We start from the raw sequence: 23,321 nt of genomic DNA, 5'->3' as shown, positions 1-23,321 counted from the left end.
AGAATTGTCTAAAAAAAGCTCACTAAAGGCTTCTTATTTGACAGTCAACGAACCTCGCTTCAACCGCTCCAGAATGAGGTCGTCTGCTCCTGCGACAACTGGATGGTTGGTATAGTGAGCATTAAATAGGTTGCTATCTAATCGGCAATGGAATAATCAAGTTCTTGTCCTTGGCTCGGAGCAAGAACTTGATTTCTTAAAACAAAAAAAGCCGTCATTTAGGCGGCTCCTAATGCAACATACTTTTGTCCTCCGACATTTTTTTATTAACTCAAAGCTCAAATCTACCAACCTATTTTTTTGAATCAATCTCCTCGTTCCGACATGACGTACCAAGCGCAGTGCCCTTCGGCTGTTAACTATTGGCATATGGAAAGCACCACCCGTATCCCGATGGGTGACTGAATATTGCATTGGAGTATCTATTTTGTCGGGATGTTTACTTTAGGTAACCATGATGTCATATTATTCTGATCCATTCTTGTAACCAATTTGATCTGCGAGCACAAACTTCTTCATGAGTTTATGATACGTCCAACCTTCTACGATATGGAGTCGTATGGCCCTCTACCTTGGTTTCAAACGTATACTCGTTCCAGCTGTATCCCTGGATACATGGTTGGTGTATGGCAGGCAGATGATATGATCCTCAGATTCCAGTTTATGACTCCAGTAATTTTTTCCCTTCTCAAATAAGGCTTTCAATGACATCCCTCCTGCTTCATGGGGTCTGTTACCCCGGTTGGAATGGTGCGTTGTTACGTACATGAGCGTTGTGTCGGAAAAATAATACTTTGCAGGCAAGGGCAGTCGGACAAGCCGCCACCCTCTGCACACGCAAAGTGAAACATTGCATTTTAGAAAACGGATTTAGAAAACAAAGTCGATGGAATCCGGTGAGAAGCCTTCCGGCTGCTCGTCCGAGTTCACCTGAATATCGCTTAACAGCAAATCTGGATCGATTCCAATCTGGGACAGGATCGCTATAAAATCTCTGGTCAATCTCTCAATAGCGTCGGCCCCAAACAGCTTCGTGCAATATTCAAACGAACCCTTCATCTCCCCATTTTCATCACTCATAGACAAAGTCAAATCGAATTTGGAAATACGATGCTCCCGAACATACGGGCTGAAGGACAGTGTTTCAAGCTTCGCTTCCGGCGACTCTGTGTTTTCCAGTACAAACATGGTGTCGAATAACGGGTTACGGCTTGCATCCCGTGTTACATCCAGCTTTTCCACCAACTCTTCCAGTGGATAATCCTGATGCTCAAAGGCTTGCAGCGTACGATCTCTGGCTTCTAACAAGTAGCTGTGGAACGTTTGGTTGCCCTTCGGCTGATGCCGGATGGCTAGCGTATTGACGAACATTCCGATCAGTGGCTCCAGCTCAGGCAACAAGCGGCCTGCTACTGGCGTACCGATGATCAAATCGTCCTGACCGCTGTATTTGGACAGCAGAACGGTGTAGGCGCTCAACAGCACCATGTATAGTGTACTTCCGGTTTGTGTCGCAATTCGGTGCAGTTGCTCGGATACATTCGCGTCCACTGTAAATTCATACATCGCACCTTCGAAGCTGCGAACAGCAGGTCTAGGATAAGCAATTGGCAAATTCAGTACCGGCAACTCTCCAGCTAAATGCTCCAGCCAGAAGTGTTCCCGGCGTTGGTATGACTCACGCTGCATCTCCTGCTGCTGCCACACGGCGTAGTCCTTGTACTGAATTTGCAGCGGCTCCAATGCCTGCCCTTCGTACAGTTGTACCAACTCCTGCACGATATTGTTCGACGATACACCGTCTGAAATAATATGGTGCATATCGTACATCAGGAGATGGCGCTCTGGTCCGGTTTGAATGAGACGGACACGCAGCAGTGGTGCCTGGCGAAGGTCAAAGCTGCGCACAAAGGACTCGATATAGGCATCGGCTTCGGACTCCCTGGCTTGCAGGTGCTCTACTGCAAACTCCACTTGATCGTAAATCCGCTGAACGACCTCGCCTTCCAGCATTTCAAAGGAAGTCCGCAGCGTTTCATGGCGGGCTATTAACTGACGGAACGCATCCTCCAGCCGATCGGCCTGAAGCGGTCCCTCCACGGTTAATACACCCGGCATATTGTAGCTGAGATCCCCACCTTCCAGATGGCTCAAAATGTACAGTCGTTTTTGAGCCGAGGAAACCGGGTAGTACGCCTGTTGCGCCGCCGCAGGGATCACCGTATAGGTGTCTGTGCCGTGCGTAGCTATGAGCTGGGCTTGCTGCTCAATCGTAAAGTGTTGGAACACCTCACGCAGCGTAATCCGACTGTCCAGTTCCTGATGGATTTTGGCCACCAGCGTCGTTGCCCGCAGGGAGTGTCCACCCACGTCAAAGAATGAGTCGGTGACTCCTACGCTGGACAGCTTCAAGACATCCTGCCAAATTTGGGCTAGCTTGGCTTCCAGCGGCGTCCGCGGTGCAACATACTCCAGGCCTCCTTCGAGGCGTGCTTCCGGCGCCGGCAGCGCCTTGCGGTCGATTTTCCCGTTCGGTGTCAGCGGGAAACGATCCAGTTGTACCACATACGTCGGGATCATGTAATCCGGCAGCTTCGGCTGCAGCGCATTGCGCAGCTCCGGCAAACTCAGGGACGCTGAAGCTATGATATAGGCACACAGATCCTTGTGTCCATCTTCGTTTTCCCATGCTGTGACCACGGCTTTCTGAATACCGTCCACGGTCAGCAGCTGCGCTTCCACTTCGCCCAGCTCGATCCGGTACCCCCGGATTTTCACCTGATGGTCGATCCGGCCCAAATACTCAATGCTGCCATCCGGCAGCCATCGGGCCAGGTCACCCGTCCGGTACATCCGTCTTGCGTGAGTGCTGTCCGCTGGATCGGTTGCTGCCGCATCAGCGAACGGATTCAGGACGAACTTCTCTGCCGTCAGCTCCGGCAGGTTCAGGTATCCTCGTCCGACACCTGCACCCCCGATATAGAGTTCACCTGCGATACCGATCGGCACCAGCTGTTGCTGGCTATTCAGGATGTACACAGACTGGTTCGCGATCGGCGTTCCGATGGATACCGTGTGCTCCCCTTTTTCCAGCAGTACGTTCAGGGACTCCATATCTTCAATCGTATAAGCGGTCGCATCTACCGTCGTTTCGGTCGGACCGTACACGTTGGTAATGACCGGACGATATCCGGACCACTTGTGCAGGAACACATGTACCAGCTGCACGGATAATGCTTCGCCACCGATCAGGTAATGCTTCACTTCCGGTGCTTCCGTCACACTGACACTTTCATTCAAAATATGCAGATGCGCAGGTGTGCCGTCCGACAGATCAATCCGGTGCGTGCGGTAGTAGGCGATCAAATGCTCTCCGCTCAGGCTGACATCACGGGACACCACGTGCAGAGTGTGGCCTAACAGTAAGCTGGCAAAGATTTGCTTCACCGAAGCGTCAAATACAAATGCTGACAGCCATGCGACATGAAGCGGCTGTTCGTAACGGCTGTATACTCGTTTCCATAAAGCATCTACCAGATTGCTAACACTGCCCTGCTCGATCATGACCCCTTTCGGCTGACCGGTGGTGCCTGACGTGTAAATCATATAGGCCAGGTTATGCGGACCGGCGATAGGGATCAGGTTGCTCGCATCCTGTGCTCCCAGTTGAGCTTGAACGTCCTCGTCATCCAAGACTAGAGCTCGAACTGTAGATGGCAAGCTGAGCGACAGGTTGGCAACTCTACTTGTAATCACGACCTTGGCCCCACTGTCTTGGAGCATGTAGTCGATGCGCTCCTGTGGATACATCGTATCCATCGGCACATACGCGCCTCCGGCCTTCAGTACCCCCAGAATGCTCACCAGAATATCCGCAGAACGTTCCAGCAATACGCCCACCGGTTGATCTGCTTCGACCCCTTCCGCTCGTAACACACGAGCCAATTGGTTCGCACGCTCATTTAGCTCAGTGTAGGTCAGCGCGGTGGCCCCAGACACAACGGCTATCCGCTCAGGGTTGCGCTCAGCTTGCTCTTCAAAGCGTTCGCTGAGCGAATGGCCTTGCACCTGTCTGTGTTCAGCACAACGCACGCTATGTGCATTCGGATCATTGAACACCTTCAGAATCTGCTCGGTTTCTTCCGCCGTAATCAACTCCAGCTCTCCCAGCTTCGCATCCGGATTCGCCGCCACGGCTTCGACCAAGCGAACAAAGTGACGCGTCATCCGTTCTACCGTTTCGCGCTCGTACAACGCAGTTGCATACTGCAATCCAAACTGGATGCCTGCCTCTTCCTCTCTAGCTTCCATCATCAAATCAAACTTGACTGGCGTTTGTTCCAGGCCGTATGGACGGAAGCTCAGGTTTGCCAGTTGCAATTCGCCTTCCTCAGTCGTTTGCAGCGTAAACATCGTATCGAACAGCGGATGGCGGCTCATATCCCGCTTCACGTTCAGCTTTTCCACTAGCTCCTCAAACGGATAGTCCTGGTGCTCGTAAGCTTGCAGGGCACGCGTCTTCACATCCTCCACATAGCTTCGGAAGCTTTGCTCTGACGTCGGATAGTTCCGCAATGCCAGCGTTCCGACGAACATCCCAATCATCGGCTCCAGATCGGCATGCGGTCGTCCGGCAATTGGTGTGCCGACTACGATATCTTCTTGCCCGCTGTATTGGTGTAGGAGTGCAGTGTACGCTGCCAGCAGCACCATATACAGCGTGGAGCCTGTGTACGCCGCCAGTTCTTTCAGCCGTTCGCTGACTTCACGTTCCAATCCGAACACCACCGTATCGCCTGCCGTACTTCGCACCGCCGGACGGGCAAAGTCCGTAGGTACATCCAGCACTGGCAGCTCACCCTGGAAGGTGCCCAGCCAGTACGCTTCCTGACGTTGCATCCACTCTTGATGGGCTTCGCTTTGCTGCCATACCGCATAATCCTTGTATTGTATCCGCAATGGTAATAGCTCTTCACCGTCGTACAAGCGGACAAATTCATCGGTCAGTACACCCATGGACACGCCATCCGAAACGATGTGGTGCATATCGAGCATGAGTAAATGCTGCGGTTCCTGCTCGGTTCCTTGTACGCCCAAATCTACCAAGCCTACTCGCAGCAGCGGAGCAGCTTGCAGATCGAACGGTCGTACAAACTGCCGCACCCGTTCTTGTACTTCCTGGCTGACCATCGTGTCCGCATCCGTGGTTGTGTCCTGGTCTGTACCCATAGTCGCAGCTTCTGCCTGTACCTTTGTATATTCCAATTCAAACGGCACACTGTCCTCAATCCATTGCATTGGCTCACTGTCCACTAGTGCAAAGCGGGTACGCAAGGTCGCATGACGGGCGATTAATTGATGGAACGCGTTTTCTACCCGCTTCACATCCAGGGGTCCGCTCACTTGCAGCACCGACGGCATGTTGTAGTTCACATCATACGGGTCGAACTGATGCAGCACATACAGTCGTTTTTGCGCCGACGATAACGGGTAGAAGTTGCGTTCTTCCGTTACTGGAATGGACGCATATGTTACTTGATCCAGATATTCCAGTACGACTGCCAATTGCTCAATCGTTGGTGCTTCAAAAATACTGCGCAATGGAAGCGGCTTGTTCAGCTCCTTGTGAATCCTCGAGGCGAGCGTCGTCGCCCGCAGTGAATGTCCACCAATCTCGAAGAAGTTTTCCTTCACGCCGACCTGCGCCAGGCCCAGCACATCCTGCCAGATTTGCGCCAACTTCACTTCCACCCACGTCCGCGGTGCGACATAGTCGGCTACGCTTTGCAGGCTGTCTTCTGGTGCTGGTAGAGCCTTGCGGTCGATTTTACCGTTCGGTGTCAGCGGCATTTGTTCCAGCTGTACCAGATAGGAAGGGATCATGTAACCCGGCAGCTTCTGGCTCAAATCGCTGCGTAGCTCACTTGCGACAACTTCCTCATCGGCGACCACATAAGCGCAGAGCTGCTTCTGCCCTTGCTCATCTTCCCGTGCGATGACCACAGCTTCTCGCACTGCCTCCAGCTTCAACAGCTGCGTTTCTACCTCGCCCAGTTCGATCCGGTAGCCCCGAATTTTCACCTGCGCATCGATCCGCCCCTTATATTCAAGCGTACCGTCCACATTTAAGCGTACCGTGTCACCTGTGCGATAGCAGCGTTCTCCGCTGCGGAACGGGCTATCAATGAACTTTTCGGATGTCAGGTCCGGACGGTTGCGGTATCCACGTGCCACCCCGTCACCGCCTACCAGCAGTTCACCCCATACCCCGACGGGTTGAAGCCGCATCGAACGATCCACGACGTACGCTGTTGAATTATGGATCGGTCTACCAATTGGCACCGATTCCGATTGCACACCGGTGATCGCATGCACTGTGGAAAAAGTCGTATTTTCAGTCGGGCCATAGATGTTACTGATTCGCAGGGACGGATGGGCCTCCAGCACCCGGTTCATATATGGTACGGACATCACATCACCGCCGACCAGCAGTTCCCGTATCCCCTCGAACAGCGCCAAATCCTGCTGAGACAACTGGTTAAAGAGCGGTGTGGTCAGAAACATCGTGGTAATACCGTGACTGCGCACTGCTTCCTTAAGCTTGAGCACGTCCAAAATGATATCCTGACTCACTAGCACCAGCTGTCCACCGTTTAATAGAGCGCCCCAAATTTCGAAGGTGGATGCGTCGAAAACAATAGCCCCTGTCTGCAAAATGCACGTGTCAGCATCCAACTGCGCGTAGTTTGTATTTTTCACCAAACGTACGACATTACGATGCTCTACCATGACACCCTTCGGCTGCCCCGTCGTACCTGACGTATAAATGACATACGTTAGATCGTTCGGACCGGACAGCGGCTCCAGGTTGGAACCATCCTCGTGATACACACTTTGTGCTCCATTCAGCACCAGTACCTGACCATCAAAAGCTACTTTGTCCACCAGATGGCTTTGCGTTAACAACAGCTCTACTCCCGAGTCGTCCAGCATGTAGCGGATACGCTCCTCCGGATACGTCGGATCGATGGGGACATATGCGCCCCCAGCTTTCAAAATGCCTAAGATCCCCACGATCAAGTCTACCGAACGCTCGGTCATCAGACCCACCAATCGATCCTTCGTCACGCCTTGACTACGCAAGGTACGAGCCAGACGATTGGCGCGTTCATTCAGCTCGCGATAGGTCAGCTGCTCTCCTTCAAAGAACAGTGCTGTCTGCTCTGGCGTCTGCGCCGTTTGTGTCTCGAACAAGCCATGAATCGTTTGCTCGCTTGGATACTCAGCAGCTGTATTTCCCCATACGCTGAGAATTTGCTCACGCTCCTGCTCACTTACCATATCCAGCTCCTGCACCCGAATGTCCGGCTTCGCTACCACCTGCTCCAACAGCTGTATCAGATGGCCCTGAGTCCGCTTCACAGCTTCACGATCATATAACTTCGCATTGTATTCAAATCGGATTTTCATCGCTTCCTGCGGCATAACGACCAGATTGAAATCATAGTTGGTTTGTTCAATCATGCCGGCATTGCGAATTTCAAAATCCGACGCTGCACCTTCGCCAAGTTGCTCGACCTGCTCCTCCACCGGATAGTTTTCAAACACGATAATGTGGTTGATCAGGTCTTGCTTTTGCTCGGTCAAGGCTTGAATTTCATACAGCGGATACGTTTCATAATCTTGAGAAGTCAGCGCCTGCTGCTGATTCGTTCTGATCAGGTCGGCAAAGGTGTCCTCAGCCCCACTGCGGATACGTATTGGAATGGTGTTAATGAACAAGCCCACCATATTTTCAATCCCCGAAATATCCGCTGGACGACCAGACACTACACCGCCAAAAACAGCGTCGTCACTACCGTTGTACTTTTGAAGCAGTAAGCCCCAGGCTGTTTGCAGCAATGTATTCGGGGTCACATGGTGCTGCTTGGCCACCATTTCCATACGTCCGGTCAAGTCCTTGCCCAGATCGCACAGGATATGCTCAAATTGTGTATCGCCCGCTTTCACGCCTACTTTTCCGGTCGGAATCGAAGTTTGCTGATCATAGCCGAGCAAATAATCCTTCCAGTAGGAAGCTGCTTCTTCTTCATCCTGTGCTTCAAGCCACTCAATATACTGACTGTATGGAGTCACGGGGGCAAGCTTCGGCTGTCTATGCTCCACGGCTGCAAAATAAGCCTCAAACACCTCATCCGTGACTAAAGCCACACACCAGCCATCCATCAAGATGTGATGAGAGCTCCACACAAAATAATAATCCTCATCACCTGTTCGTAAAATCGCCACGCGCATCAACGCATCCCGGGACAAATCAAATCCGGCTGCCTTGTCCTTGCGAATAAATTCCTGCACATACGCGTCACGTTCCTGCTCATCCAAATGACGCAAATCTTCACATCTGAAACCAACCTCCTTGCGGCGGAAAATCACCTGCACAGGCTCATCCTGCCAACCGCTGATGAAATTGGCTCTAAAGATCTCATGCCGCTGCGCCAAATGATTCAAGCTATCTTGGAAAATATCCGCTTGGAAGCGTCCGTGCAAATCAAAGGTCGTTTGTTCAAAATAAGCTCCTGACGCTGCATCCATCAGACTATGGAACAGCATGCCTTTTTGCATCGGCGTCAACGCATATACATTCTCCAGTTCCCCGATGTCACGAGTCCGCTCTACCAATTGATCCAGCTCGGCCATGGTTACATTTTTAAGCATGACATCGCTTGGCGTCAGCTCCTGCTGTTTGCGGCCTGTGCAATGCGCAATGATTTCCTGCAAACTGATTCTAAACTCTTCAGCTAGCTGCTCCATCGTTTCATGGCGATATTCCTGCTTGCTGTAGCTGATCGTCAATTGCAGTTCGCCTTCCGAAATCAGTCCGTTCATATCCAGCGTGTGCGATCTGGCTGCATGGGCGCTAAGCTCTGCACCGCTAGAGTAAGAAGAGTAAGGAGATACGTCAATGGACTGACTTTGCATATCTTGATCAAATTGTCCCAAATAGTTAAAGCTGATTTCAGGTTCGGTCACAAAACGCTCTGGCTCACATGCTGTGGACAGGTATCTCAACATCCCGTAGCCAATGCCCTTTTGCGGAATGCGGCGTAGCCCTTCTTTCACCTGTTTGATGCGCTGTGAAAGGTCTTGCCCCACGCTCATATCCAGCACCACCGGGAATTGGGTCGTAAACCAGCCCACCGTCCGCGTAATATCCAGTTCTGGCAAAATGGACTCCCGTCCATGGCCTTCCAGGCTCACGAGCACTCGTTCCAAGCCCGTCCAGCGATGAATAGTCAGTCCCAATGCGGTAAGCAGCAAATCATTCATCTCCGTGTTGTAGGCACGATGCGCCTGTTTTAACAACTGCTCCGTTTCCTGAGCTGTCCACGTAACTGTCATGTTCTCGCTGTCCCTATTCAAGGAATGAGAAGGGGACTCGTCTTTTGGAAGCGGCTGATATACGCCCTGTTCCATTTCCTGCCAGAATGCGAGTTCTGCTGCCATGGCCGGACCGTTCGCATAGTTAGACTGCCCATCCGCCCAGGTGCGGAACGAATCCGTTTTGTGCGGAAGACGAGCCGCTTGTCCGTTCAATGCCTGCTCATAGGCGGTCGTAATATCCTCGAACAAAATGCGCCAAGATACGGTATCCACCACTAAGTGATGAATCGCAATCAGCAAATGATCTCCATCTGGGCAATGGAACAGCCCCAGCTTCACTAGCGGTCCTTCGCTTAACTGAATACCCGCTTGAATTTCATTCACTTTAGCCTCGATCGCCGCTGACACCTCAGTCTCATTTCTGAAGTCGGCCCGATCCAGCGTATACAGCTCGCCCTCACCAACCGCACGGTTCCAAGCTTCATATCCGTGCTCCGTAGGACGGAAAATGATACGCAGTGCGTCGTGATGGCTAACGATTTGATCCATCGCCGTGCGCAGGGCCGGTTCATCAAAACCATCCTTGCTATGCAGCATGATGGACTGGTTATGATGATGAGCATCCGTCAGGTTCTGCTCAAAGAACCAGTGTTGCACCGGTGTCAGTTTCACAGCGCCCACCACTTCGCTCTGATCCGCCAATCGGGTCACCGATTGAACTTTCAGTGCCAATGCAGACACGGTTGGATGACTGAACAGGTCTTTCATCTCCAGTCGATAACCTGCTTGCAGCAATCGGGAGGATACTTGCAAGGCCTTAATCGAATCGCCACCCAGCTCAAAGAAGTTATCCTGCGCACCTACCGCTTCCACGCCGAGCACCCCGGCCCATACCGCAGCCAGTACTTGCTCCACCGTGGTACGCGGTGCCACATAGGCTGCACCCGTATGGATGCTTCCTTCCGGTTCCGGCAAGGCCTTGCGGTCGATTTTGCCGTTGATGGTCAGGGGGATCGTCTCCAGTCGCATCAAACGTGCAGGCACCATGTGCGCTGGCAGTCCGGCTTCCAGTTCGGCCTGTACCTCCTCGATCCGCAGCTCAGCTCCTCCGGTGATGTATCCGCACAAGTACTTGTGTCCACGCTCATCCGTCCGGTCGATGACTACCGCTTGACGTACACCCGGCACCCGCTGGATCGCCGTTTCGATCTCGCCCAGCTCGATCCGATAGCCCCGGATTTTCACTTGATAGTCCATCCGGCCGATAAAGTCCACATTGCCGTCCGGCATCCATCGCGCCAAGTCACCTGTACGGTATAATCGTTCACCTGGCACGAACGGATTGGCTACGAATTTCTCGGCCGTCAGGTCCGCACGGTTCAGGTATCCCCGTGCTACCCCAATTCCACCGATGCACAACTCGCCCAGTACGCCGATCGGCACCGGATTCAGCTGGCTGTCCAAGATGTAAAACCGTGCATTCAGCCACGCCTGACCAATCGGCACATGGCCACTGTCCGGCAGCTTCAACAGTTCTTCGTCGTAGAAGCTAGAGTCGATCGCCGCTTCCGTAACGCCGTAGCTGTTCATAACGCGAATATCTGCGCCAAATCGTTCTTGCAACACCCGATAATCCGTCACGCTGCAGCTATCCGAGCTGGTAATCAGCAATTCCAGACTACTCATGTCCAGTCCCTGCTCATATACATGCTGCATAAACGGTACGATCAAGGCCGGTGTCGATTCGAACACCGTAATCTGATAGTCGTGAATCCAGCCATACAGACGGTTTGGGTCAATCCGGTCGTCTTTCGGACAGATGACCATCGTTCCGCCGTTATAGAGCGTCCGGGCAATATCGCCGACGAACACGTCGAAGGAGAAGCTTGCCAGCTGCAGCAAACGTACCGGGAACTGGTTCAGGCGATAATCCCGACGATACGCCGCGGCGGTATTCACCAAGCTGCGATGCTCGATCATGACGCCCTTCGGACGTCCTGTTGTCCCGGAGGTGTAGATCACATACGCCAAATCCTGCGGTTCGTTGATCGGTTCGATATCCGTGGCATCCGCGGTGTACAGCGACTCATCGTCCAATGCCAGTACGGTGTGCAGACGCAGTCCCGTTACCGGTTCGGATGCTGCTTCGCTATCAGATGGCGAATCTGCTGTTCCATTCAGGGTTCCATGGAGCGTACCTGATTCCATCGTTTTCGCGCCAGCCGCTGTTTCCAACTCGCCCTTAGTCTGCCCTTCGGCCAAGACCTGTCTGCTTTCCTTCAGCCACACCTGTGCGCGCTCTTGCAAGCCCGTCTGGGTCAGCAGCACCGTCGCGCTGCTATCCTCCAGCATGAAACGAATCCGTTCGGACGGATAGTCTGCATCGAGCGGCACATAGGCGCCTCCAGCTTTCCACACTGCCAATACACCGACCAGCATGTCCACCGAACGTTCACTCAAAATGCCGACCATCGACTCGCGTCCAATGCCTTCATTCCGCAATCTCCGCGCCAATTGGTTCGCACGCTCGTTCAGTTTACGGTACGTAAGCTGTTGTTCCTCGTACACCACCGCCACGTGATCTGGTACAAGCTGCGCTTGTTCTTCCACATAGGTATGGAACAAGGCTCCTACTTCAACAGCAGCAACATCCGATACTCCCACATCTCCAAAACCGTAGATAATTTGTGCTTTTTCCTCGACGGTTACCATTTCCAAAGCTGCCAGTGATTGCTGCGGATGAAGAGTAATCGCACGTACAAGTTCGGTAAAATGCTGTGCCAAGCGCGCAATGGTCTCAGGCTTGTACAGCGCCGTGCTGTATTCCAGACTGCACAGAATGCCTTCTGGCTGCTCCACGGCATCCAAGGTCAGATCAAATTTGGCCGTATGATTGTCCGTCGGATACGTTTTAAAGGTCAGACCCTCCAGCTCGAACTCCTGCTGCTCAAATGTTTTCAACTCAAACATCGTGTCAAATAGCGCATTTCGGCTCGTATCCCGCGTTAAATTCAGCTGTTCAACCAGCTCTTCAAACGGATACTCCTGATGCTCATACGCACTAAGCGCATGCTCTTTGACCTCTTGCAAGTAGTCCAGGAACGTTTTGTCACCAGACGGATAATTGCGGATTGCCAGCGTGTTGAGGAATACGCCTACCAAGCTCTCCAGTTCCGCATGTGGTCTTCCGGCAATCGGCGTGCCGACGATAATGTCTTCCTGTCCCGAATATTTATGCAAAAGCGTGCTATACGCGGCCAGCAATACCATGTACAAGGTGGAGCCGGTTTGCGCGGCCAGCTGTTTCAACTGCTCGCTGTCCTCCAGGCTGATCGCAAATTCCAATCGAGCTCCTTCCAGACGCTGTACGGCGGGTCTTGCAAAATCCGTTGGCATATCCAGTGCTGGAATGTCACCAGCCATCGTGTTCAGCCAGTAGCTTTCCTGCTCACGAAGACGCTCACTTTGCATATCGGCATGCTGCCAAACCGCGTAATCCTTGTACTGGATGCTCAGTGGCGGCAGTTCCTTGCCTTCATACAATTGAGAGAACTCCTGCACAATAATTCCTTCCGTGACGCCATCCGAAATAATATGGTGCATGTCATAGAGCATGACGTGTCGCTCCGGTCCGGTTTCCACCAGCTGAACTCGCAGCAATGGTGCTTGTGCGAGATCAAATGCGCGCACAAAGTCTAGTGCATACTGCTGGGTCTCTTCTTCGCTTGCCTGCACATGCTCCACGCTGAATGCGACGCCCGATTCAATCCGTTGAATCACCTCACCATCCACCATCTCGAATCGGGTTCGCAGGGCTTCATGACGGGCAATCAGCTGGCGGAAGGCTTGTTCCAGTCGTTTTTTATCCAAGGAACCTTCGATAATCAACGCTCCTGGCATGTTGTAGCTAACCTCTCCACCTTCCAGGTGACTCAGCACGTACATCCGTTTTTGCGCCGAGGAAACAGGATAATATTCACGCTCCTCCGCCACAGGAATAGATACATACGTTTGCTGGGTCTGATCTTCACCCATCACCTGCACCAGTTGCTCAATCGTCGGATATTGGAAAATATCTCGCAACGCCAGCTTGTGATTCAGCTCCTGATGGATTTTCGCCATCAGGGTGGTAGCGCGCAGAGAATGTCCTCCCACTTCAAAGAAGTTATCCTGGATGCCTATTTGATGATGATTCAGAACGCTTTGCCAAATACGTACCAGCTGCTCTTCCAGCCATGTCCGCGGCGCAACATACGCCGTGCCTCCTTCGAGGCGCACTTCCGGTGCTGGCAACGCTTTGCGGTCAATTTTCCCGTTTGGTGTCAGCGGGAATTGCTCCAGTTGTACGACATAGGTCGGGATCATATAGCTCGGCAGTTTGGGCTGCAGTGTGCTGCGCAGCTCCGGCAAATTCAGCGCCTCCGAGGCTACAACATACGCACACAAATCCTTGTCTCCGTCTTCGTTTTCCCAGGCGGTGACGATCGCTTTCTCAATGCCAGCCACGGTCAGCAGCTGCGCTTCTACCTCGCCCAGTTCAATCCGGAAGCCCCGAATTTTGACCTGATCATCCATTCGGCCGATAAAGTCCACATTACCATCCGGCATCCACCGCGCCAAATCGCCTGTGCGGTACAACCGTTCACCCGCTACATACGGATTCGCTACGAATTTCTCGGCCGTCAGGTCTGCACGATTCAGATATCCCCGTGCCACCCCGGCTCCGCCAATGCACAGCTCGCCCAGTACACCGATCGGCACCGGATTCAGCTGGCTGTCCACGATGTAGAAGCGTGCGTTCAGCCACGCCTGACCAATCGGCACATGGCCGCTGCTTGGCAGCTTCGACAGCTCTTCGTCGTAGAAGCTGGAGTCAATCGCCGCTTCGGTGACGCCGTAGCTGTTTATAATGCGAATATCTGCGCCAAATCGTTCTTGCAGCACCCGATAATCTGTCACGCTGCAGCTATCCGAGCTGGTAATCAGCAATTCCAGACTGCTCATGACCAGCCCCTGTTCATGCACATGCTGCATAAACGGTACGATCAGGGCCGGAGTCGATTCGAACACGGTAATCTGATAATCGTGAATCCATACGTGCAGACGGCTGAAATCAATCCGGTCGTCTTTCGGACAAATGACCATCGTGCCGCCGTTATAGAGCGTCCGCGCAATGTCCCCGACGAATACGTCGAACGAGAAGCTCGCCAGCTGCAGCAGTCGGACTGGGAACTCGCTCAGACGATAATCCCGGCGATACGCCGCAGCCGTATTCACCAGGCTGCGATGCTCGATCATGACACCTTTCGGACGTCCGGTTGTCCCAGACGTGTAGATCACATACGCCAGATCGTGTGGCTCGTTGATCGGCTCGATATTCGTGGCATCCCCGGTGTACAGTGACTCATCATCTAGTGCCAATACAGTACGCAGACGCAGCACTGTTGCCGGTTCGGATGCTGCTTCGCTGTCAGACTTCGAATCTGATTTCAAGCCTAAGTTTTCATTTAGGCTGTCTCTTTCCATCGTTTCAGCACCAGCCGCTGTTTCTAACTCACCCTCAGTCTGCCCTCCGACCAAGGCCTGTCGGCTTTCCCCGAGCCATGTCTGTGCTTGCTCCTGTAAGCCGATTTGGGTCAACAATACCGTCGCACCACTGTCCTCCAGCATGAAACGAATGCGTTCGGATGGATAGTCTGCATCCAGCGGCACATAGGCGCCTCCCGCTTTCCACACCGCCAATACGCCGACCAGCATGTCCACCGAGCGTTCACTCAAAATGCCAACAATCGACTCGCGTCCAATGCCTTCATTTCGCAATTTACGCGCTAATTGGTTCGCACGCTCGTTCAGTTTCCGGTACGTCAGCTGTTGCTCCTCGTACACCACCGCTACATGATCTGGTACAAGTTGTGCCTGTTCTTCCACATAGGTATGGAACAGGGCTCCTACTTCAACTGAAGCACCATCCGTTACTCCCACTTCTCCAAAACCGTAGATGAGTTGCTCCTTTTCCTCAACGGTTACCATATTCAAAGTTGCCAGGGGTTGTTGTGGATGATATGCAATAGCTCGAACGATTTCCGCAAAATGCTGTGCCAATCGCGCAATGGTCTCAGGCTTGTACAACGCCGTGCTATATTCCAGACTGCACAGAATGCCTTCTGGCTGCTCCACTGCATCTAAAGTCAGATCAAATTTGGCCGTCTGATTGTCCAGTGGATAGGAGCTCAAGGTCAGACCTTCCAGCAGTAACTCCTGTTGCTCCAAGGTTTTCAGCTCAAACATCGTGTCAAACAGTGCATTCCGGCTCGTATCCCGCGTCAAATTCAGTTTTTCAACCAGTTCTTCAAAAGGATAGTCCTGATGCTCATAAGCACTGAGCGCATGCTCCTTCACCTCTTGCAGATAATCGAGGAACGATTTGTCGCTGGACGGATAATTGCGGATCGCCAGCGTGTTAATGAAGACACCCACCAGGTTACTGAGCTCCGCATGCGGTCGTCCTGCAATCGGCGTGCCGACGACAATGTCCTCTTGGCCTGTGTATTTGTGCAAGAGTGTGGTGTACGCCGCCAGCAGCACCATATACAGGGTAGAGCCTGTTTGCGAAGCCAGTTCTTTCAGGCGTTCACTAACCTCACGCTCCAATGCAAATTCGATCGTATCCCCTGCCGTACTCTGCACCGCCGGACGGGCAAAGTCGGTTGACAGATCCAGTACAGGCACTCCGCCCCGGAAGGTGCCCAGCCAGTACGCTTCCTGACGCTGCATCCACTCCTGATGGGTTTCGCTTTGCTGCCATACGGCATAGTCTTTGTACTGAATCCGCAATGGCGACAGTTCTTCACCGCCATACAAGTGGACAAACTCATCGGTCAGGACTTCCATGGACACCCCATCCGAGACAATATGGTGCATATCGAGCATAAGCAAATGCTGGGATTCCTGCTCTACTCCTTGAACGCCCAGATCCACCAAGCCTACCCGCAGCAGCGGCGCAGCTTTCAGATCGAACGGACGGACAAACTGTCGTACCCGGTCTTGTGCTTCCTGGCTGACCGTCGTGTCTGTATCCGTAGTCGCACCCTCTGCTTGTACCTTCGTATATTCCACCTCGAACGGCACGGTATCCTCAATCCATTGCATTGGCTCGCTGTCGATCAGCTCAAAGCGGGTACGCAAGGTCGCATGGCGATCGATCAGTTGACGGAACACGTCTTCTACTCGTTTGATGTTCAGCGGACCGCTCACTTGCAGCACCGACGGCATGTTGTAGTTCACATCATTCGGGTCGAACTGATGCAGCACATACAGTCGTTTTTGCGCCGAAGATAACGGATAGAAGCTACGCTCTTCCGTTACCGGAATGGACGCATATGTTACTTGGTCCAGATTTTCTAACACCGTTGCCAGTTGCTCAATCGTTGGTGCTTCAAAAATACTGCGCAGTGGAAGCGGCTTGTTCAGCTCCTTGTGAATCTTCGAGGCCAGTGTCGTCGCCCGCAGCGAGTGTCCGCCAATCTCGAAGAAGTTTTCCTTCACACCGACCTGCGTGAGGCCCAGCACATCCTGCCAAATGTGTGCCAGTTTCACTTCCACCCACGTCCGCGGTGCGACATAATCGGCTCCGGTTTGCAGGCTGCCTTCCGGTGCTGGTAGGGCTTTGCGGTCAATTTTTCCATTTGGACTCAGCGGCATCTGCTCCAGCTGTACAAAGTACGACGGCACCATGTAGCTTGGTAGCTCCCGGCCCAACTCACTTCTCAGCTCACTGACACCGATCTCTTGTCTGGCGACATAGTACGCCACCATTTGTTTTTGGCCCGTTTCATCCGCACGCGCCGTGACCACGGCTTCTCGTACCGATTCCACTTTGAGCAGCTGCGATTCGACCTCGCCCAGCTCAATCCGGTAACCCCGGATCTTCACCTGATGGTCGATCCGGCCCAGATATTCAATGTTCCCGTCTGGCATCCATCTCGCCAAATCGCCGGTGCGGTATATCCGCTCATACCCGGCTTCCCCACTGGCAAACGGATCTTTCACAAATTTCTCCGCCGTCAGTTTCGGTCGGTTCAAGTAACCGCGGGCTACGCCGACACCGCCAATGCACAGCTCTCCTGCAACCCCAATCGGCTGCAATTGCTCCGTGCCTTCCTTCACGATGTACAGACGAATGTTTTGAATCGGTTTCCCGATTGGAATCACTGCATATTCCTCTGACGGCTCGCAATCGAAGTACGATACGTCCACCGTCGCTTCGGTTGGGCCATACAGGTTGACCAGCTTCGCTCCGGCCAGGCTCGACACGAGTCGTTCGAACCTCGCCACATGTTGTGGCGGCAACGCTTCACCACTGGCAAAGACATGGCGCAGCGTTGCCAGTTTCACTTGCATCACTTCCCGTGGCTGCTGCTCCACATACTCCAGGAACGCATGCAGCATGGCAGGTACAAAGTGCATCGTGCTCACGCCATCGCGGGCAATGGCGTCGACGATGTCTTCCGGGTTCTTTTCTCCGCCCACGGACAGCAGGCTCACCTTCGAGCCGACCAGCGACCACCAGAACAGCTCCCACACCGACACGTCGAAGGTGAAGGCAGTCTTTTGCAGGATCGTATCTTCCGCACTCAAGCCGTACCGATCATGCATCCACAAAATCCGGTTCAGAACGGAATGGTGCTCAACCATAACGCCCTTCGGTTTTCCCGTGGAGCCGGACGTATAGATGACATAGGCTACATGATGCGGCCCGACCAGTGGCTCCAGATTCGAGCCGTCTTCGTGGTAAATGTCTTGGCCAGCCTGCTCATGACGATCCAGCACCAGCACCTTGCCGTCGAAGCTCAAGGATGCTTGCTCCGCCAGATGCGATTGCGTCAGCACCAGCTTCGCTCCCGAATCCTCCAGCATGAAGCGGATGCGGTCGGCCGGATATTCTGGATCAATTGGCACGTAGGCTCCGCCTGCTTTGAGGATCGCATAAATACCTACGATCATGTCCAGAGAACGGTGAGCCAGTATGCCTACAGGCTGATCCGGCCCAACTCCTTCTGCACGCAACGTCCGGGCCAAACGGTTGGCTCGCTTGTTCAGCTCAGCATAGGTCAACGATTCCGCTCCACACAGCACCGCCACCTGATCCGGTGTATTCGCTGCCTGCTGCTCGAACAGTGCGCTTAGCGTTTGATCCTGCGGATAAGCTGCCGCCGTATCCCCCCAGACCTGAACGATTTGCGCCTGCTCTTCCGCTGTCACCAATTCCAGCTCATTCACACGGATATGCGGATTATCGATAATTTGCTCGATGACATGCAGTACATGTCCCTGCATCCGCTCGATCGTAGACCGATCGTATACATTGGCGTTATATCTAAACATGATACGGAAGGTTTCATCTGGCATCACAATCAAGTCCAGATCATAATTCGTTTGTTCGACAACCTCTACATTCGTAATTTCAAAAGCGGATGGACGAACTTCACCCAACTGTTCAACTTGCTCCTCGACCGGATAGTTCTCAAATACCATAATGTGGTTAATCAGATTTTGCTTCTGCTCGGTCAGCGCCTGAATTTCATACAGCGGGAAGCTGTCATAGGCTCCTGAGGCCAGTGCCTGCTCCTGCGTTTTCCGCATGATGTCCACAAACGTGGCATTTCGCTCACTTTGAATCCGCACCGGGATCGTATTAATGAACAGACCGATCATATGCTCTACACCCGCAATATCCGTCGGACGTCCAGATACGACACTGCCGAAAATAACATCCTCATTGTTGTTATATTTCTGTAAAATAAGGCCCCACACGCTCTGCATCAGCATATTGATCGTGACCTGCTGCTGCTTTGCAATCCGGTACATGGCTTCGCTCCGCGTTGGATCCAGATCTACCGTTATTTTTTCAGAAATATATTCGCTGGTTTCACTTGCTGTAGCGAATACAGTATTAGCCGCTTGGTCTTTCGATGAAGTATCCGATCCAGGTAACAACGTCTGCTGTTCAAAACCCGCCAAATAGCTGCTCCAATACTCTTTTGCCGCACGTTCATCCTGACGTCCCAGCCATTCGATATATTGGCTATACGGTGTAATCGCTGCAAGCTCCGGCTGCTTCTGCTCCAGCAGCGCAAAGTACGTACCAAACACTTCGCCTGTAACGAGCGATAAGCACCAGCCATCCATGACAATGTGATGGAAACTCCATATCAGGTGATACGTTTCTTCATCGGTCTGCAACACCTGTACACGCATAAGTGCATCGGTACCCAGATTAAAGCCCCTAGCTTGGTCCTCCTGCTTAAACGCCTGGATATACGCCTCTTGCTCCGCTTTCGGCATTTCGCGAATATCCTTGAAGGAAAGGTCGCTATCCTTGTGACGGAACACGATTTGCAATGGCTCCTGACCGTTCCCTGTCTCAAACCGATGGAAATTCGTCCGTAGTGCTTCATGACGCTGTATCAGTACATCCAGACTCTTGCGGAAAATAGCTACATCAAAGCTGCCTTTTTGATCAAACGACGCTTGCTGGAAGTATGCGCCTGAGTCCGGCTCCATCAGACTATGGAACAGCATCCCCTTCTGCATTGGAGAGAGAGCATACACATTTTCAAGCTCGCCCACAGAAGCCGTTTGCTCCGTCAATTGCTCCAGCTGCTCCAGTGTCAAGCCCTTGAACAACACATCGCTTGGAGTTAGCTCACCCCGCTCTTGGGAGACACAATGAGCGATCACTTCCTGCAGGCTTTCCTGCAGCAACTGTGCAAAGTTTTCTACATTTTGCTGATGATATACTTTGCTGTCATAGCGAATTTCCAGTGTCAACACGCCTGCTGTAATCATGCCGTTCACATTCAGCGGATGCTCCAGTACGGTGCGTTCACTCAACGGCTCTCCACCTGGATGTGAAGACAGCGTGATATCCCCATTTTCCAAGTCCTGATCAAATTGTCCCAAATAGTTAAAGCTAATTTCAGGCTGCAAGGTTAAGGAAGGGTGGACATCATGCTGAGACATATATTTCAAAATGCCGTAGCCAATGCCCTTATGCGGCACATGACGCAGATCTTCCTTCACCCGCTTGATGCGCTGCCCTACTTCCGCCTTTCCATCCACACCCAGCAGTACCGGGTACTGACTCGTAAACCAGCCCACGGTACGGGTGATGTCGATATCGGGAACAATGGCTTCCCGGCCATGGCCCTCCAGATTGACCAGCACACGCTCCTGACCGCTCCAGTTATATAGCGCTGTGCCGAGTGCGGTTAACAGCAGATCATTGACCTCTGTGTTATACGCCCGATGTGATTCCTGAAGCAGCAGTCGTGTTTCCTGCTGGCTCCAAGCTACGCTCACCGTCGCAGTGTCTCTGATTAGAGAATGTTGTCCCTCCGCTCTCTCTTGATCCTTAGGCAACGATGCAACTTCCGTTTGGGCAAGATGCTGCCAATACTCGCGTTCATTTTCGATAGCCGGACTATTCGCATATTGAGACAAACGCTCTGCCCAAGCGGAGAACGAATCCGTTTTATATGGTAAGCGAATCGCTTCTCCCCGCACGGCCTGCTCATACCCAGTGGCAAAATCCTCAAACACAATCCGCCACGAAATCCCGTCTACGACCAAATGGTGAATGGCAATCAGTAAATGATCTCCATCCATGCAGCGGAAAAGTCCCAGCTTCACCAGCGGTCCTTCATCTAGACGAATAGAGCTTTGGATGGCATTGGCTTTCGTTTCAATCGCCATCGCCACCTCTGCCGTGTCTTCGACGCCTGTCAAATCAACAACGTCCAGACTGTACAGCTCGCCTTCGTTCACACCGCGATTCCACGCTTCATAGCCCTGTTCCGTCTGACGGAAGACCATACGTAGCGCATCATGATGCTCAGTTACCTGGGCCACCGTTTGATGCAATGCGGCTTCATCGAATCCTTGTGCTCTATACAGCATCACCGATTGGTTGAAATAATGTGGCTCTGCTGAGGATTGTCCAAAGAACCATTGCTGTATTGGGCTCAATTTAACTGCTCCCGAGACCACCCGCTGATCGGCTGTGCGGCTAACTTTGTGTACATGACTGCTCAGCAGTGAAATGGACGGATATTGGAACAAATCCTTCATCTCCAGCTTGTAGCCCGCTTGCAGCAAGCGGGACGATACCTGGATTGCCTTGATCGAATCGCCACCCAGATCAAAGAAATTATCCAGAATGCCGACTCTCTTCGCTCCTAATACAGCCTGCCAAATGGACACTAACGTCTGCTCCAGCGCTGTACGTGGTTCTACATAATTCGCTCCGCTTTGCAAGCTGTCCTCCGTTGCCGGCAAGGCCTTGCGGTCGATTTTACCGTTGGGTGTCAGCGGCATCTGCTCCAGCTGGATGAAGTACGAAGGCATCATGTAGTTGGGCAGCTCCTCACCCAGTAAGCTGCGCAGCTCCCCAGCGCTTACGTCTCTTTCAGCGACATAGTACGCCACCAGTTGGTTTTGTCCCTGCTCGTCTGCCTGGGCCAGTACGATGACCTCTTGCACGTCTTCCACTTTCAAAATTTGTGCCTCGACTTCGCCCAGTTCGATCCGGTAACCCCGGATTTTCACCTGATGGTCGATCCGGCCCAAATATTCGATGTTGCCGTCTGGCATCCATCTCGCCAAGTCACCCGTACGGTACATTCGTTCATAGCCTGCTTCGCCAGCCGCAAACGGATTCGATACAAACTTCTCCGCCGTCAGCTCTGGACGATCCAGATAGCCACGCGCCAGACCTGGACCAGACACGCACAGCTCACCTGCTACGCCTACCGGAGCCAAATGTCCATGCACATCCACCATGTATACCCGGTGATTCGGCACAGGCCGCCCGATGGAAATGAGTTGTCCTGCTCTCTCATCCTCGGATACGGGCCAGATGGATGTCGCCACCGAGTTTTCGGTTGGACCGTAGCCGTTGTAGTACGCGACTTGATCCTTCCACTTGTATACCAGTTCTGTGGAAGATGCAGAACCCGCCGTAAACAGAATACGCAGGTTAGGCATCCGCTGTGGCCCCAGATACACCGCATAGGTCGGCGGTAAAGCAGCCACGGTGATTTGGTGATCCGCCATATATTGCTCAAACCGCTCGTAGTTCAAAATCGTCTCTGTCGTTGGCACATATAACGTGGCTCCGCAGAACAGCGCCTGGAAGATTTCCCAGCAAGCCGCATCAAACGAATAGCTAGCGAACAGCAACGCATGATCCGATGTGCTCATCCGAAGCGTCTGATCAAAATACGTTTTCAGATTGCACAGCCCGTGATGCTCCAGCATGACGCCCTTTGGCTGCCCGGTTGTACCTGACGTATAAATCACATACGCCAAATCATTCGGGCCGGACCCCGCCTCCAGGTTAGAACCATCCTCGTGATACACCGTTTGCGCTCCATCCAATACCAGCACTTGACCATCGATAACTGCTTTGTCCACCAGATGACTTTGTGTCAACAGCAGCTTCGCCCGCGAGTCGTCCAGCATATAGCGGATACGCTCTTCCGGATAGGTTGGATCGATAGATACATATGCGCCTCCGGCTTTTAAAATCCCGAAGATGCCCACGATCATATCCACCGACCGCTCAGTCATCAGACCCACCAAACGATCTTTCGTCACGCCTTGACTGCGCAAGGTACGAGCCAGGCGATTGGCGCGTTCATTCAGCTCGCGATAAGTCAGCGTTTCTCCTTCAAAGAACAAGGCTGTCTGCTCCGGCGTCTGCGCGGTTTGCGCCTCGAACAAGCCATGGATCGTTTGCTCGCTTGGATAGGCTGCCGCTGTATTACCCCAAGCCTCGACGATTTGCTCACGCTCCTGCATGGTAACCATATCCAGCTCATGTACACGGATGTCCGGATTCGCTGTCACCTGCTCCAGCAGCTGTACCAGATGACCTCGGA

The 23,321-nt window shown here is 52.8% G+C and carries 1 protein-coding gene (cut by a window edge); it reads right to left on the bottom strand.

Going from position 1 to position 23,321, the window contains the following annotated elements; translation table 11 throughout:
* Nucleotides 1-870: 870 nt before the first annotated feature.
* On the bottom strand, nucleotides 871-23,321 hold the 3' portion of the coding sequence (locus MKY35_RS12275; RefSeq protein WP_342446516.1) for a non-ribosomal peptide synthase/polyketide synthase. 19,852 nt of this gene lie beyond the right edge of the window; the window shows 22,451 of its 42,303 coding nt (coding positions 19,853-42,303); its start codon lies off the right edge, out of view — the gene reads right to left on this strand; it ends in the stop codon at nucleotides 871-873.

The organism is Paenibacillus sp. FSL L8-0638, assembly GCF_038593075.1.
GTDB lineage: Bacteria > Bacillota > Bacilli > Paenibacillales > Paenibacillaceae > Paenibacillus > Paenibacillus polymyxa_D.
The sequence above is the reverse complement of the archived record's forward strand: the minus strand, read 5'-3'. Positions and strand labels throughout refer to the sequence as shown.